The organism is Lyngbya sp. CCY1209 (assembly GCF_055795065.1).
Map to the genome: position 1 here is coordinate 1 of NZ_JAYFER010000352.1, position 16083 is coordinate 16083.

Genomic DNA, 16083 nt, shown 5'->3' on the forward strand with positions numbered 1-16083 from the left:
CCCCAAACCCCCAATACTGGGGGCTTTGAGTCAATCAATTTTTCACTCATCATTTCACACTGCTATATCAATCGGAATTGCGATCGCCCAGTAGCCTATGATTCCCCCCCTGATACCCGAAGAAACCCCAACCCCGGACTATCTCGATTTTTTATATCAACTCGAAAAAACCCCCTTTTCCGGAGACATTCGTGGCGACTTCGCCACCCGCCTCGTCACCGCCACGGACAACAGCATTTATCAAATCCTCCCCAAAGGTGTCGTCTACCCCAAAACCCCCGCAGATCTCGTTTCCCTGTTCAAACTCGCCCGCCAAAATCGCTACAAAAACATCACCTTTTCTCCCCGAGGAGGCGGGACGGGAACCAACGGACAATCCCTCTCCCCCGGCATTATTATCGACTGTTCCAAACACATGAACCGCATCCTAGAAATTAATATAGAAGAAGGATGGGTTCGCGTTCAACCGGGGGTAGTTTTAGACCAACTCAACGCCATTTTACAACCCCACGGCGTCTTTTTTGCCCCCTCCCTCGCCCCCAGCAACCGGGCGACAATCGGGGGGATGATCAATACGGATGCCTGCGGAAAAGGATCGCGAATTTACGGGCGAACCAGCCAGCATATTTTGGCGTTAAATTGGGTGTTGCCGGACGGAACCGAAGGCTGTTCTAAACCCGTCGATCGCGATACGTTAAATCACCTCAAACGGCAACCCGGACGGGTGGGCAAAATTTACGATCGCGTCGATCGCATCCTCGCCGAAAACCGAGATAAAATCGCCGAAGTCTTCCCGAAAATGACCCGATTCATGACGGGTTACAATTTGGCGAAAGTCTACTCAGAGGATAACCGAACCTTCAACCTCAATTACTTGTTGACGGGTTCAGAAGGAACCCTGGGAATGATAACCGAAGCGAAACTGAAACTCACCCCCATTCCCCAAGCCAAAAAACTGCTGGTTATCCACTATCAAAGTTTCGAGGATGCCTTGCGGGACGCGATGAATTTGTTGGAGTCGGAACCGGCGGCGATCGAAACCATCGACGAGACGATTTTAAACTTGGCGAAAGGGGATGAAATCTACCACGATATCAAAGATTTTATCCCCGAAATCGGGACGATCAATTTGGTCGAGTTCGTCGGAGAAACCCCGGAAGCGATTGATACCAAAATTGACGCAATTTGTGATAAAATAAATAAGGGTATGGAAGGCGTAACGGGCTATTACCTCGCCCGAGATAGCCGGGAAATTGGCAACCTGTGGAAACTGCGGAGTAAGGGTGCAGGACTGCTGGGAAATCAACCCGGAAGCCGCAAACCGATCCCCTTTATTGAAGATACTGCCGTCCCCCCCGTCAACCTCGCCGACTACATCCGAGAATTTCGGGATTTACTGGCAGAATATAACCTACAATATGGAATGTACGGCCATGTGGATGTCGGCTGTCTTCACGTCCGTCCGGCGTTGGATCTGAAGCGTCCCCAGGACGAGGCGTTGGTGAGGGAATTGTCCGATCGCGTCGTGGCTTTAGTCCGCAAATATGGCGGCGTGATGTGGGGGGAACACGGCAAGGGTTTTCGCAGCGAATATACCCCGGAATTTTTCGGCGAAGAACTCTATCACGCCTTGCGACAAATCAAAGCAATTTTCGATCCCGACAACCGACTCAACCCCGGAAAAATTGTCACCCCCATCGACAGCAACGATACCGTTGTCAAACTGGAATCTCCCCTGCGGGGACACTTCGATCGCCAAGTCAATTCGGGCGATCGCACCACCTACGAAGGCGCCTTCAACTGCAACGGAAACGGCGCCTGTTTCAACTTCGATCCCGATGACGTAATGTGTCCGTCCTACCGCATTACCCGCGATCGCATCCACTCTCCAAAAGGGCGATCGAGTCTGCTGCGGGAGTGGCTGCGGCAACTCTCCAACAGCCAAACCGAAAACCCGGAAACCCCCGCTCCTCCGGCGATCCGGTTCTGGAATACGGTCAAGAAATGGCGGGGAGATCCGGACTATTCCCACCAAGTATATGAAGGAATGCAGGGCTGTCTGTCCTGCAAAGCCTGCGCGAGTCAGTGTCCGATCCATGTCGATATTCCCGACATGAAATCCAAGTTTCTGAACCTCTACCACACCCGCTATTTCCGACCCCTCCGAGACTATTTTATCGCAAATATTGAAATCCTGTCAAGCTGGCAATCGATAAATCCGAAACTCGTCAATACTTTGACACAAAATAGCATCGCCAAAACCGCGACCAAAACCCTGTTAAACATGGTCGATCCCCCCGTCGCCAGTTTCCCCACCCTCCGCGAAGGATTGCGGGAGAGAAGCGTTCCCGAGTGGGATCGCGATCGCCTGTCTCGTTTGACAGATACCGAAAAACAAAATAGTATAATCTTGTTGCAGGATGCCTTCACCAGCTTTTACGAATCCCCACTGGTTTTAGATACCTACGATTTTCTAAACCGACTCGGATACACCGTCTACATCCCGCCCTTTTTCCCCAGCGGCAAACCCCTCCACGTCAAAGGATTTTTGCGAGAATTTGACGCGATCGCCCGCCAAAATGCCCCCATTCTCCGCCAGTTGGGGAAACTCGGACTTCCGATAGTCGGAATCGAACCCAGCATCGTCCTCACCTACCGGGACGAATACCCCAAAACCCTCGGTTATTCCGAACCGCTACCGAAAATTAAACTACTGCAAGAATTTTTACTCGAACGGTGCGATCGCCTCCCGCAATTTTCCCCGACGGAACCCTATTTTCTATTCGGACACTGTACCGAAAAAACGGCGGTTCTCGATTCTCAATCCCAGTGGCGGCAGATATTTGAAAAAATGGGATTAGATTTACACCCGATTTCCACGGGTTGCTGCGGGATGGCGGGAATTTACGGCCACGAAGCCGAACACTACGACAATTCAAAAGGCATTTATAACATGAGTTGGAGCCGAAAGATAGCCGAAATTTCCAATCATCAACAAATCTTGGCGACGGGTTACTCCTGCCGATCGCAAGTCAAACGCTGCGGAGAATTTACACCCCAACACCCCATCCAAGCCTTGCTAAAAATGATGAATTGAACCCAATTATTAGCCCTCCCCTTTGCAAGGGGAGGGTTGGGTGGGGTTGATATCGCTACCCTAAATCTTGCACTTTCTCTTTATACCATGTTCGAGCCACATTCGTGATAGATTTGCTGACATCTTTCCATTGCAATTGATTGCTTTCCAATTCCGCCACACTTTCTTTCTGAATATCGGTGACAATCCATTTCAAAAAATTTCCCATGTGTTTCATGTCGAGTTCTCCTCCACAGGCTTCTGTGATGGCTTGTTCCAGACGTAAATTTGTGACAAATAACTTCACAAAGTCCTCTATACTTTGAGCAACTTCCGGATCGATTTGCACGGATTTTTTTGTCTTTACAACTTGATGTTGTTCGCCTTTGGCTTTGAAGAGGAGGTCTGCATAAGCAATATTTTCGATCCGCGTATCGCTTTTAGGATACAGAACGACACCTTCTCCCAATCCTTCAATGCCAAAATTTTCCTTGACCCAAGGATCGCATTGTTCCACGTCTGAAACCATTTGATTGAGTCGATCGCTGGCTGCTTTTAATTGTTCGCGATCGCCAAAATCCAAGACAATGGGTTCCCCCACAAAGGGCAGCACGAAAATATCGGGATGGGGAGCGATCGCGGCACAAATTCGATCCGGATCGACTTCTAACCGTGCTTTTTTACCCTCTATTCCCCCATATTGTAAGGCGAAGACCGCGAAAATCTTGCGATCGATTTTGGAAATTGAGGCGCGTTTTTGTATCCCTTTTCCACACCATTCACCAAATATCGTCAGATGCTCGTCACCCGCAATTTGGGAAAAAAAATCGATCTGGCTTGTTACCCAATCGGCAAATCCAGCATTATCATTTTTTGCATTAATGATTTGCGATCGACTTTGAGCGGCAATGCGTCCGTCAGTAAAAATTTGAATTCCCCCGTTCGTCCCGTCCAGTTTAATTTTGGCTCGATAAGTCACTTTGGGTGCTTTGCCAACTATTTCTAAACTGCGTCGAACGTTATACAACAGCTCGATACTCGGCCATTGTTGCAATGAAATAGATTGTTCAAGATTTTTCTGACAGTAGCGATCGCTCAAATCAGAACCGACAGGTGCGACAATTTTTCCCAGTGCCATCCCCCAGGACTGAATCCCCCGTAATTTTGTCGGCTTGATTTTCGTCCCATCTTTTAATACGGAATTGTTTAAAGCGATCGCCACAATATCGCCAACTTCATAAACATTTTCGAGGTTGGCGACAATCTGAATTTCCTCATAACCCGGGGCGATCGCGCCGTAAACGCGCAAGGAATCTGCATTCGGGTGTTGTTCCGCTTTTTTGACTTCCATTGCGATGACAGGCATTGTACACCTCCTGACGCTGTACGAAGTTTGTAGTAATATTGTAACATACAAAATGTAGTATGTCAATCTCCGGGCATTTCTTTGTCGGAAAAGAGCCACAAATCGACTAATCTGGATAATGATACTTTTGCCACGACCCAACCATGCGTCTGATCTCGCTCGATGTGTTTCGGGGAATCGCGATCGCCGCGATGATTCTCGTCAACAACCCCGGCAGTTGGAATTCCATGTACCCCGTCCTGCAACACGCCAAATGGCACGGTTTGACCCCCACCGATTTGGTATTCCCCAGCTTTCTATTTATCGTCGGGGTGGCGATCGCATTTTCCCTCTCGAAATATGTCAAAGAAAACCGCCCCCCCGGAGAACCCGTCCCGCGATCGCTTTACATCCGGATTTTGCGGCGGTGTCTGCTGCTATTTTTATTGGGATTACTGATGAATGGATTTCCCAACTATGACCTAGAAACCCTCCGCATTATGGGCGTATTGCAACGAATTTCAGTTGCCTACGGATTGGCCGCGATCGCCGTTTTGAACCTGTCCCGGCGGTGGCTGTGGGGCATTTCCATCCTCATTTTGATAGGTTATTGGGCCGCCATGACCCTAATTCCCGTCCCCGGTTACGGCGCCGGAGATCTCTCCCCCGAGGGCAATTTCGCCGCCTTTTTAGACCGGATAATTTTGGGGGCGGATCACCTTTGGCGGGGCGGTCCCTACGACCCCGAAGGACTGTTCAGCACCCTTCCCGCCACCGTCACCGTCCTGGCGGGTTATGTCGCCGGCGACTGGTTGAAAACCCAACCCCGCAAGCCGCGAACCGCCCTCAATTTACTCATATTTGGTTTAATTTCATTAGTTGTCGGCTCCCTTTGGAACCCGTTATTTCCCATCAATAAAGCCCTGTGGACGAGCTCCTATGTGGTGGCGACGGCGGGTTGGGTGTTGCTGTTATTGGCGGCCTGTTATTGGGCGATCGAAATCAAAAATTGGCAACGGTGGGGCAAGCCCTTTGAAATGATGGGAATGAATCCGATTTTCCTGTTTGTGGCTTCGGGATTTGTCGCCCGATTTCTGATTTATACCCCCGTCGGCGAAGGGCCGGATGCCCCCAATTTGAAAACCTGGATTTACGAAACATGGTTCGTTTCTCTCGCCGGACCGCTGAACGGATCGCTATTATTTGCGGTGGCGACAGTCGTTTTTTGGTGGGCGATCGCATTTATCATGTACCGACGCGGCTGGTTTCTCAAAGTTTAGTCAGAGGGCGAGGTGCGTTCCTCTTACAACTCCCGCCACTTTGGTAGCACAGGCATCTTGCCTGTGCTATCCTATAAAATGTCAACCCGTAGACTTTACATTCCATTTCTTAACACGGCTCAATCTGACGGTCATTCAACCAACTCATAAAATCATGGATTCTGAAACCGAACACAATCGAAAAACTCTGGAAGTTTCGAGCGATCGCGTCTTAAAATTTGAAGAAATTTGCAAACTTTATCCGAAGGAGTGGGTGCTGATTGCCGACCCAAAGACTAACGATAATTTCGACCTCATCGAGGGAAAATTGTTGGCTCACTCTCCCGACCGGGATGCGATCGATGAGGCGATGTTTGAGTTTAACCATGTTCCTTGTGTGGCGATCGAATATACCGGGCCTGTGCCGGACGATTACGCAGTTATGTTTTGATATCAGATCCGGTTTTGTCACCGCACAAATGACCCAATCATCTTCCAATAATTTGGGCGAGTCGGGGCGAAAAATTTTTCGCCCCTGCCGAGAGTTTATTTCCAACAAATCCGGATTTTCAATTGTTTTCTGACTCAATAACCGGGCTTGATGTAATGTCTGATAGAATTTATCGGCTTTATAGATACGGCAATTTGCTGATTTTGAGGGGTGTTATCGGTAACAATGAAAAGATCAAACAAGTTAGGTTATTATTGGATACCGGGTCGAGTTATACTGTATTGCGAACGAGTATCTTGACAGCAATCAGTGGTGAAGTTAGCGATCGCCAGGAGAGAATAACGACACCTCAAGGAATGATGACAGCACCCGTCATTATTGCCCCTTGGTTTAGCTGTTTGGGTCAGCGTGTTGAATGCTTCCCAATTGTCGCTCATGACTTGCCATCGGGAGCATTTTTTGATGGTTTGCTGGGCATGGATTTTCTGACCCGTTTTGATTTTGATATCATTATTTCACTGAGAGAAGGTTTGGTGCGCTATCGCCAGGAAGAATAGGTGCGATCGCCACTCCGGCAACTCGATTAAAAATCCAGGTAAAAATAAATGAATATAGCGTTTCTCAAGCTGATGAGGTACAATTGAGGTTTAAAAGTCCCTTTTTAAGGGGATCGATACGAATCTATAGCAGTGTGAAATGATTCGTGAAAATTTGAGCGGCTCAAAGCCCCCAGTATTGGGGGTTTGGGGGCCAGAAGATTTTCACATGACTCCCGATTGCTATAGCACGCGACATCGGGAACCCAACCGCCGAGAACCGCGATAAAATCAAAAAATGTTAAGTCAGTTGAGCAGGTTATATGATTCCAACCGTTATCGAACAATCGGGCCGTGGGGAACGCGCCTTTGACATTTACTCCCGACTGTTGCGCGATCGCATCGTGTTTCTCGGGGGCCAAGTCAACTCCGACCTGGCCAACCTGATCGTGGCTCAACTCCTGTTTTTGGATGCGGAAGACCCCGAAAAAGATATCTACCTCTACGTCAACTCCCCCGGCGGCGGCGTCAACGCCGGTTTGGGAATCTTCGACACCATGAACCACATCCGCCCCGACGTCTGCACTGTCTGTCTGGGACTCGCGGCCAGCATGGGTGCCTTCCTGCTCAGTGCCGGGGCCAAGGGCAAGCGTTACAGCCTCCCCCACTCCCGGATCATGATCCACCAACCCCTCGGCGGCGCCCAGGGACAGGCGACGGATATCGAGATCCAGGCCAAAGAGATCCTCTATCTGAAAAAGCAGTTGAACGAAAACCTCGCCGCCCACACGGGACAACCCCTGTCCCGCATCGAAGAGGATACGGAGCGCGATTTCTTCATGTCCGCCCAAGATGCGGTGAATTACGGCCTCATCGATCAGGTCATCAACCGCCGTCCTTCGGCCTCCAACCCCGTCGAGAATTGATAATTGACAATTGATAATTGATCATTATCAATTTCTCGATCCCGACTCCCGACTCCCTCCCTGTGGAGGGGTGTCGAGGGATTCGAGGTAGTGGAGGAAATCGAGCAATTCTTCCTCGCTGAGGTGACTGCGGGATACCTTCCCGTAAGTGTTCAGGAGATATTCCCGTCCCTGCTTTGTCGTCCAGCCGAGCCGCTTCAAATGGATATCCGTTTTGGCGATATCCGAAGACAAATCGGGAGATTCGATCGCCCCCAGACTCGTCTTTTTGGGAGGTTTGGGAGTCGGCGGTGGCGGGGAGAATTCTTCCGGCATGGGATAGCTTTCGGAGTAGCGTTCCGGGGCGGTTTCCACTTCGTTTTCGTGGCCGGGGAGGGGGGGAAGGGAGGTTTTTCGCCCGCCGCCGGCTGCCTCCGAAGGTTGGGGCTTCTTGAGATAGGTAGCCGAAAGCCAGTCGTCGGAGGGCATGGGCGGGGGTTCGGCGGGTTCGGTTTCAGCCCTCGGTGTCGATTCCTCGGCCAAGGCCGGCGGGGGCGGACTCCACTCTTCCCGGTGCCCCTCCGGCGGAGCCGATGTCGTCTCAAATTTGGGCAAATCCGCCTTGGGAAAATCCGCAACAGCCCCCATGCCCAACGCCTGCAGCGCCCGCTCCCTGGCTCGGTCCTCAGCTTCCTCCAGGGTTTCCGCCGTCGCCAATCCCGAAGCCAACGTCACCCCGCCCGATTGAACCAAAACGCGGACGATAAACTGGCCGTCCCGGATGACGAGCAATTCCGAGACCAGTCCCCCGGTGGGATAGCGGGCTCTAAATTGAGCAAGCATAATCTGTCCTAAACTTACGATATACTAAATTCAAATGTGGTCGCCTACGCAGCCCGTCTGCCACTTGAACCCTTTTTCACCCTGCGGTCTGAGCCCATGACATCGGGCATCTGCGCTGGACTGACAAGAGGAGATGCCGTGCAGGTTTGAACTCCCACCCCGGGCATTTTCTCCGCAGAGGTTGCCGATCGCTCTCAATTGTATCACTGTCTTTGGGAGCCGATGGGTGTCGGGAGGGAAGGAAACAACCGGAGTGTCTGTTGGCGTTTGGAATCCGGACTCGAATCTCCAACTTCAGGTGGCCGGAGGGGTCAAAACCATTGCGATCGCGAATTCCCGCCCCCGGGCGTGACAATCTGGCGGTTCCGTCGGGAACCCATCTTTGCGGACCCAAACGGGCGCGCGGACTCCCCGCCATCCCAGTCGTCGGTGGCGGCCGAGCCCGCTCCCCGTTTGACGCGAACTTCGAGTTCGGTTCGCCCCGGCCCGACATCCGCCGATTCCGAGCGCCGTCCGCCCGACCACTTCAACGGTACTGAGGCCGGATTCGAGGTGGAACCCGACAATCCCGACCCGCCGTCCGGACGCGGGACGGGGGAGGTGAGTCGTCGGAAACGGGCCGCAACCGACCGTGGCGGGAGTCGCGTCCGACCCAACTATAGTGCTCAAGCGAGGGGAGTCGGTATTAGGGAGTCGGGAGTCGGAATTGGAAATCGCTTTTCTCTCAGGGTTTCAAAATTTCTGCCCCGCTCCCAACTGTTAATACACTCGCTTCTCATTGCTATATCCCTATCGAGATAACGAAGGAAAAATCGCTGCATGGAATTTTCAATCGCTACACTGTTAGCCAATTTCACGGAAGACAAATTAGTGGCTCCCAAGGCACTGGAAAAAAAACTGACCTCCGATGAGGAGAGTCTGCGAAAATTTCAGATTGCCATCGATGCCCTGGAGCGGATCGGCATCTTGGAAAAAGACAAGGGCCGCTACCGGCGATCGGATCAGGAGGGCATCGTCGAAGCCAAACTGCGCTGTTCGAGTAAAGGGTTCTGCTTCGCCATCCAAGACGCCGAAGGTGCCGAAGATGTCTACATCCGGGAAAGCCACCTGAGCACCGCCTGGAACGGCGATCGCGTCCTGGTGAAAATCATCAAAGAAGGCTCCCGCCGGCGCTCCCCGGAAGGCGAAGTTTACCTAATTTTGGAGCGGGCCAACCCCTCGGTTTTAGCCCGGGTCAAACAGACCAAAAAAGGTTATCGCGCCCTCCCCCTCGACGATCGCCTGCTGTTTGAAATGAACCTGGTCAACCCCCCCGAAGAACTCGCCGGCGCCGTCGATCACCTCGTCCACGTCGAAGTGGTCCGCTACCCCATCGGCATCCACCGCCCCGTGGGCCGGGTGGTGCAGGTCCTCGGTTCCGATGCCGAAGAGGCCGAAGACTTGGATATCGTCTGCTGCAAGCACGATTTGCCGCGATCGTTTTCTAAAAATGTCCAACAGGAGGCCGAAGCCCTCCTCGCCGTCACCCTGAAACCGGCGGACTTCAAAAACCGCCTCGACCTGCGGAACAAACCGACCCTCTCCTTCCTCCCCGACCTGGGCAACCCCGAGTTTTCCGTCCTCAAGGAAGAGGACCGGCCGGCTCGGTACAGCATCGACCACGCCCTCAGCCTGGAACAGACCAAATCCGGCAACTGGAAATTGGCCATCCACGTCGCCGACGCCGCCCACTACGTCACCCCGGACACGGCCCTCGATCGCGAAGCCCGACGCCGGGGAATTGCGATCTATCTGGCGGATAAATTCATCCCCATTTTGCCCCCCTCCCTGAGCTGCGATCGCATCTCCCTCGTCCCCGGAGAAGACCGCCTCGCCCTCTCCATCCTGATCGACCTCGGCCCCACCGGGCAAATTTTGCAATACGAAATCCAGCCCAGCGTCGTCCGCGTCGATCAACAACTCACCTACCGGGAGGCCCAGAGCATCTTCGACGGCGACTCCTCCGAACCCAACGCCCTCCTCGAAGACCTCCTGGAAGTGAGTCGGGCCGCGCGGCAGATGCGGGAAGCCCGAGGCGCCTTCGAGCTCAACCTCCCCGACACCCACTGTCACTTCAACGACGAGGGGGAACTCGGGCCGATGATCTCCGGCAACAAGTTGACGGCCCAGGCGATGATGTCCGAACTGCTGGTCCTGGCCAACCAGGTGGTCGCCACCCAACTGCAATCCCTCGGCGTCCCCGCCATTTTTCGGGTGCAACCGGCTCCCGACCCCGCCGACGTCGCCGAGTTGGTGAAACTCTCCACCCATCTGGGGTGCGAACTCTATTTGGAGGACGAGGAAGACGTGCAACCCCTCGACTTCCGCAATTTCACCGAAGACCTGAAAAACTCCCGGGCCGAACGGGTGCTGACCTACCTGTTGGAAGACAGCCTCAAGCCCCCGGTTTACAGCACCGCGCCCAAATTCCACTTCGGCTTGGCACTGCCGGCTTACACTCACTGCACCTCGCCGATTTCCCGCTATTCGGACCTGCAGATGTGCCGGGTTCTGAAGGCCGTATTTGAAGAGGGCCGCGATCGCCGTTCGACGCGATCGAAAGAGCGGGTCAACCTCAACCACTCTTCCTGCGAGGGTAAAATCTCCTGGAACGTCCTCCCCCCCGACCTGCAACACGACCTGGAAAGCCAGTTCGCCCAACTCGTCGTCCACATCAGCGAACGGGAAAGCTCGGCCGCGGACGCGGAAGAGGATTTGGAGGGGTTGAAGAAGACCGGGTTCATGAAGGAACGCACCGGCCAGACGTTTGTCGGTTTAATTACCGGCGTCCAGTCCTACGGCTTCTTCGTGGAAATCGAGGTGGAATCCCCCGGCGGCTCGACCCTGCGGGTGGAAGGGCTCGTGCACGTCTCCTCCCTCAAGGATGACTGGTACGAGTACCGTTCCCGCCAACAGACCCTCGTGGGCCGCAAGAACCGCAACCAGTACCGCCTCGGCGATAACGTCGAAGTCCAGGTCAAGAGCGTGGATTACTACCGCCAACAGATCGATCTGGTCGCCGTGGGTGGCGGCAGCGAGGCGATCGACGATGGCGACGACACCTTCAATTATTAATTGGGATGTCGGGGATAATTGATCATTGTCAATTCATCTTTCTTTTCCCCCGACTCCCAATTTTCATCGATTTTCCCCCGGGCTACGGCGAGGGGGTTTTTCATTGCTGCTAGAAACCGGGTTTCTTCAATTTCAGGAAACTTTTCTAGGGATGGTTGGCTATGCAGCCATTTCTACGATTTTTACTCGAGAAATCCCCATCCGTTTTGGATGGAGGCGATCGCGCCCTTTCAATTCACCGAAATTCAGTCTCAAATTAAAATAGAATATCCCGTCCCCCGTGAAAACCGACGTGAAAACCGACAGGATCTTCTACCGCATTTTCCAACAGTACCCCTGTGGCTTCTTTGGACTGCTCAACTGTCCGACGGAACAGAGCGATCGCTACCCATTCACCATACGGGACTCTGATGGTGCGTCCTCTCTGTGGGGGTGTTGAACAAAAAATCAAGCGTATAGCCATGTTACCCCCACCCTTTCATTCTAGGCGATCGCCCCAAATTTGTCAAGGGTGAAACCGTCAAAAAAATCGTGCCCGACCCCAGGTCTAAAAATTCACGTCAAAATACAATGTCGTGCGGACCGGAAGGTGATCAGCCCCCGTCGAGGACAGGACTCGGGTTTCCCGCGATCGCAACTGGGGAGAATGCCAGATATAATCGATTCTGAATAGGGGAAAATTCAGCTTTCCGGACCAGTTGGGATTAGCCAAACTCAGATCCCAGCCGTGGGGCCAGGTGAAGCCGAACCCGAAGCCGGATTCTCGAAAGCAATCCTTGATTGATCGGGTTAATTTGTGATAGTCTTGGGACGGTTCGGTGAAATTAAAATCCCCGGCCACAATCGTGGGTTGAGTTTCCCGTCGGATGCGCTGGAACAGGTCTTCAATTTGGGCGGTTCGGGCGGCAAATTCGTAGCTGGGGATGCTGAAAAAGGGGCTAATTTTTTGGGGTCGAATCCAGGGGGAAATCGTCTGTATATTATAAAGTACAATATCCTGGCTGTCAACGGTCGCGATCGCTCGCTGTTGGGTTTCCCGCAGCCCCGCCAGATGGAGGGTTCGGTGCGATCGCAGGGGGTATTTGCTGAGGATAGCGGCGGGGGGTTCTCCCACCTGGTAGGGGTGGGTGGTTTTGAGTTTAGGAAAGGCTTTTTTAACGTGGGGGACGACGACCTCTTGTAAAAAGACGAAATCGGGGTCTTCTCGGGCGACAAAATCCACCAGGCGATCGGGGCTGGTTTTGTGCCAACTGGCATTTAAGGTGACCACTTTCAGGGGTCGGGAATTGATGGGGTCAGTAGCCGGAGAGAAGTAGTTAATATGCAGCCACCCCAATAATATCAAACTAGCGATCGCCGAAACGGTGGCGAAGGCGCGATTTTTGAGGATAAAAATGCCCGAGATCGGCAGTAGGAAAATCGGCAGTAAAATGAGGGGTACGAAAATCCCCACCAGTGCCACCGGCCAGAAGGCATCCCAAAACAGCAGTCTCAGCAGCAGGTAAACGGCGACAAAACCCGCGTATCCCCAGGCGATCGCTTTCGGGAGCAATGCCAGCCGGGGACGCAACTTTGAGAACGATCGGGCGATCACAGAGGCCATAATCAATTCGGAGAGGGAGCGGTCAATTTTCCCCACCTCCATTTTAGATCCCATCCCCGATCGTTCCCAGAGTGGGGGCCCTCGGGAGCGATCGGATCTCAAAAGGGCGATCGCACATCCCGGGTCTGGGGTAAACTGTTTCCAGAGGTCGCCGACCCCCAATAAATTTTCAGCCGGGAGCGATCGCCTCAAACCCTCTGATATCAGTCAGTTCAGAATTTCGATCCGCCGATCTACAAGGAATGGCGGCAAATTTTAAGGAATTTGAGGTTATGTTTCCGTTTGTTAAGCGCTATGCTATAAAGCAGTGAAAATTGCCGGAACCCTCTCGGGTTGTCAACCCGGCGAGCTGATAAATTTGGACGACCTCACCCAAATGCTATGGTTCCCAGATGCCCGTCAAAAGGCTGACCGCCGGACTGAAGCTCATTCGAGTTATTGGAGACAAGAGAAATCTGTGTTGGAATTGGGCAGCCAAGGGAACCGGGCGAAAACAAAAAGACAGGAGATTTGATGAGTCAATCCTTTGAAAGCTTAGGTATTTCCGAAACCCGCGCTCACCATCTAGAAACGCTCGGCTTTACGGAGCCCACCCCGGTTCAAGCTCAGGCCATCCCCGAAATGCTCTCGGGCCGGGATGTCGTCGGTCTCGCCCAGACCGGCACCGGCAAAACCGCCGCCTTTTCCCTGCCCATCCTAGAACAGATCGACCTTCAAGCCTCCGGCGTCCAAGCCCTGGTTTTGACCCCCACGCGGGAGTTGGCGATGCAGGTCAAGGAAGCGATCCGCAACTTGAGTACCGATCGCGCCCTCTACGTTCTCACCGTCTACGGGGGGCAATCCATCGACCGGCAAATTCAGCGGCTGCGGCGCGGTGTCCAGATTGTCGTCGGAACCCCGGGGCGAATTTTGGACCTGCTCAACCGCGGCGAACTGAAACTCAACTCCGTGCGCTGGACGGTCCTCGACGAAGCCGACGAAATGTTGAGCATGGGCTTCATCCAAGATGTGGAGAAAATCTTGGAAGCCTGCAACGAAGACCGCCAGACGGCCTTCTTCTCGGCGACGATGGACGCTTCCATCTGGAAATTGGTGCGCCGCCACCTCAAGTCCCCCGTCACCGTCAAAGTCGAAACCCCCAAAGCCACCCCCAAACGGATCGAACAGTCCGTCTACATGGTGCCCCGGGGATGGTCCAAAGCCCGGGCTCTGGAACCGATTCTGGAACTCGAAGATCCCGAATCCGCCATCATCTTCGTCCGCACCAAACAGTCCGCCGCCGACCTGACCAACCAACTGCAGGCGGCCGGACACAGCGTGGATGAATACCACGGCAACCTGAACCAGTCCCAGCGGGAACGTCTGTTGCAGCGACTGCGCCGCCGCCAAGTGCGCTGGATTGTCGCCACCGACATCGCCGCCCGGGGCCTCGATGTCGATCACCTCACCCACGTCATCAACTACGACCTTCCCGATAACGTCGATAGCTACGTCCACCGCATCGGACGCACCGGCCGAGCCGGTCGCGAAGGAAAAGCGATCACGCTGATCCAACCGATCGACCGCCGCAAGCTGCGCTATATCGAGCGGCACCTGCGCCAGACCTTCGACATCCAGTCCGTTCCCAAGCGGGCCGAAATCGAGGCGCGTTATATCGACCGCCTCAAAGCCCGGGTGCGGGATGCCCTGACCGGGGAGCGGATGGCCTCCTTCCTGCCCATCGTCTCCCAGCTCGGCGAGGAGTACGACCCCCACGCGATCGCCGCGGCGGCCCTGCAACTGGCCTACGACCAGACCCGTCCGGCGAATATGGGGGCCGACGACGATGACGACGAGGAGGATCTCTCGCCCACGCCGAAGCCCAAACTGTTGAAGCGCCGCGCCAAAGCCTCCGCTTCCAACAAAAGCTAAAGCGGAATGGGTGTAGGGTGTAGGGTGTAGGGTGTAGGGTGTAGGGTGTAGGGTGTAGTCCAAGTGAAAGGCGACTGATTCCCATACCTATTACCTATTCCCTATTCCCTATTACCTATTTCCGATTGAGAAGCGTGCGGCGCTATATTTTTGCCACCGCACCCGATTTAGACCCGTTAGATTCTTTGCGGCATTGGGGACATCTGCGATGACACCGACAGAACCATCCTCGCCACCCGACAGCATCAGACGCTGGGCGACTTTGCTGGCGATCGTCGCCGCCTTCGCGGTCAATATCTGGACGAATATCGATCCCGTCAACGGGTTGAACGTCGGCCAGATTTCCGATCAATTTTTTGCGGATGTCAAAATCATCCCCGCCAGCTATGCGTTTTCCATTTGGGGTTTAATTTATCTGGGATTATTTGCCCTCGGCATTTATCAGGTTCTCCCCGGCCAGCGGGATAATACCCATTTAGATCAGATGGGTTACGGCTTGGTTTTGGCAAGTTTAGCTCAGATTGCCTGGATATTTTTATTTCTATATCGGCTCTTTTCCCTCTCGGTGGCGGCGATGGCAATCATTTTGCTGTCGCTGATTTATTCTTATTTGAACTTGGATGTGGGTCGCGTCCGGGTCCCCAAGTTGGAAGCCTGGTTCGTGAACGTTCCCCTCAGCATCTACATGGGCTGGATTAGCGTGGCGACCATCGTCAATGTGGCGATCGCCCTCTACACCCTGAATTGGAACGGTTGGGGCCTTGCGCCGTCGGTGTGGACGGCGATTTTAATTGTCGTGGCGGCGACGATCGCGATTCTCATGCGAGTCCGACACCGCGAAACCGCCTATCCCCTGGTGATGATTTGGGCTCTCATCGCGATCGCCATCAACCAAGCTGATGAACCCCTGATCGTCACCACCGCCCTGATGGCTTCTCTGGTGATTGCTCTGTACGGCTTCGGCTCCACAATTTTGCGATCGTCGCCTTCCGTGCCCGAGTCGGGTGAGAATTAAGAGGGTAGAAATTTACCACTCCAGG

General features: G+C 53.6%; 12 protein-coding genes and 1 pseudogene. 9 read left to right on the forward strand and 4 right to left on the reverse strand.

From position 1 onward, the window contains the following. The first annotated feature begins 97 nt into the window (after positions 1-97). On the forward strand, positions 98-3097 hold the full coding sequence (ydiJ, locus tag AC0QHF_RS09800; protein WP_324704022.1) for a D-2-hydroxyglutarate dehydrogenase YdiJ: 3000 nt from the start codon (positions 98-100) through the stop codon (positions 3095-3097). Positions 3098-3152: 55 nt separating this feature from the next. Here ydiJ and AC0QHF_RS09805 read toward each other — a convergent pair whose 3' ends face one another. Then, positions 3153-4442: an RNA ligase family protein gene (locus AC0QHF_RS09805; RefSeq protein WP_324704023.1), complete on the reverse strand. Its 1290-nt coding sequence runs from the start codon at positions 4440-4442 to the stop codon at positions 3153-3155. A gap of 143 nt (positions 4443-4585) precedes the next feature. Here AC0QHF_RS09805 and AC0QHF_RS09810 point away from each other — a divergent pair, with 143 nt between their 5' ends. From AC0QHF_RS09810 to clpP, 4 genes are all read left to right on the forward strand, one after another. After that, positions 4586-5701, forward strand: a complete 1116-nt coding sequence (locus AC0QHF_RS09810; protein WP_324704024.1) for an acyltransferase family protein — start codon at positions 4586-4588, stop codon at positions 5699-5701. Positions 5702-5855: 154 nt separating this feature from the next. Beyond that, positions 5856-6131, forward strand: a complete 276-nt coding sequence (locus AC0QHF_RS09815; RefSeq protein ID WP_324704025.1) for a hypothetical protein — start codon at positions 5856-5858, stop codon at positions 6129-6131. Between the two features lie 155 nt (positions 6132-6286). Then, complete coding sequence (locus AC0QHF_RS09820; protein ID WP_324704026.1) at positions 6287-6688, forward strand: retropepsin-like aspartic protease; 402 nt, start codon at positions 6287-6289, stop codon at positions 6686-6688. Positions 6689-6990: 302 nt separating this feature from the next. Continuing rightward, positions 6991-7593 (forward strand): ATP-dependent Clp endopeptidase proteolytic subunit ClpP, encoded by a 603-nt coding sequence (gene clpP / locus AC0QHF_RS09825; protein WP_324704027.1) that lies wholly within the window; start codon positions 6991-6993, stop codon positions 7591-7593. Positions 7594-7620: 27 nt separating this feature from the next. On the opposite strand, the gene AC0QHF_RS09830 is transcribed toward clpP, so the two are convergent. Then, on the reverse strand, positions 7621-8415 hold the full coding sequence (locus AC0QHF_RS09830; protein WP_324704028.1) for a hypothetical protein: 795 nt from the start codon (positions 8413-8415) through the stop codon (positions 7621-7623). A 294-nt stretch (positions 8416-8709) separates the two neighbouring features. Then, positions 8710-9084, reverse strand: a complete 375-nt coding sequence (locus AC0QHF_RS09835) for a hypothetical protein (RefSeq protein ID WP_324704029.1) — start codon at positions 9082-9084, stop codon at positions 8710-8712. A gap of 150 nt (positions 9085-9234) precedes the next feature. Here AC0QHF_RS09835 and AC0QHF_RS09840 point away from each other — a divergent pair, with 150 nt between their 5' ends. Continuing rightward, positions 9235-11529 (forward strand): ribonuclease R family protein, encoded by a 2295-nt coding sequence (locus AC0QHF_RS09840; RefSeq protein WP_324704030.1) that lies wholly within the window; start codon positions 9235-9237, stop codon positions 11527-11529. A 292-nt stretch (positions 11530-11821) separates the two neighbouring features. Continuing rightward, positions 11822-11926: pseudogene (locus AC0QHF_RS09845) on the forward strand (DUF2887 domain-containing protein); the annotation flags it as partial. A gap of 150 nt (positions 11927-12076) precedes the next feature. On the opposite strand, the gene AC0QHF_RS09850 reads toward AC0QHF_RS09845, so the two are convergent. Further along, on the reverse strand, positions 12077-13186 hold the full coding sequence (locus tag AC0QHF_RS09850; protein WP_324704031.1) for an endonuclease/exonuclease/phosphatase family protein: 1110 nt from the start codon (positions 13184-13186) through the stop codon (positions 12077-12079). Positions 13187-13645: 459 nt separating this feature from the next. On the opposite strand from AC0QHF_RS09850, the gene AC0QHF_RS09855 reads away from it, so the two are divergent. Together AC0QHF_RS09855 and AC0QHF_RS09860 are read left to right on the forward strand one after the other, a co-directional pair. Then, positions 13646-15043 (forward strand): DEAD/DEAH box helicase, encoded by a 1398-nt coding sequence (locus tag AC0QHF_RS09855; RefSeq protein ID WP_324704032.1) that lies wholly within the window; start codon positions 13646-13648, stop codon positions 15041-15043. Between the two features lie 208 nt (positions 15044-15251). Continuing rightward, complete coding sequence (locus AC0QHF_RS09860) at positions 15252-16058, forward strand: tryptophan-rich sensory protein (RefSeq protein ID WP_324704033.1); 807 nt, start codon at positions 15252-15254, stop codon at positions 16056-16058. Positions 16059-16083: the final 25 nt, after the last annotated feature.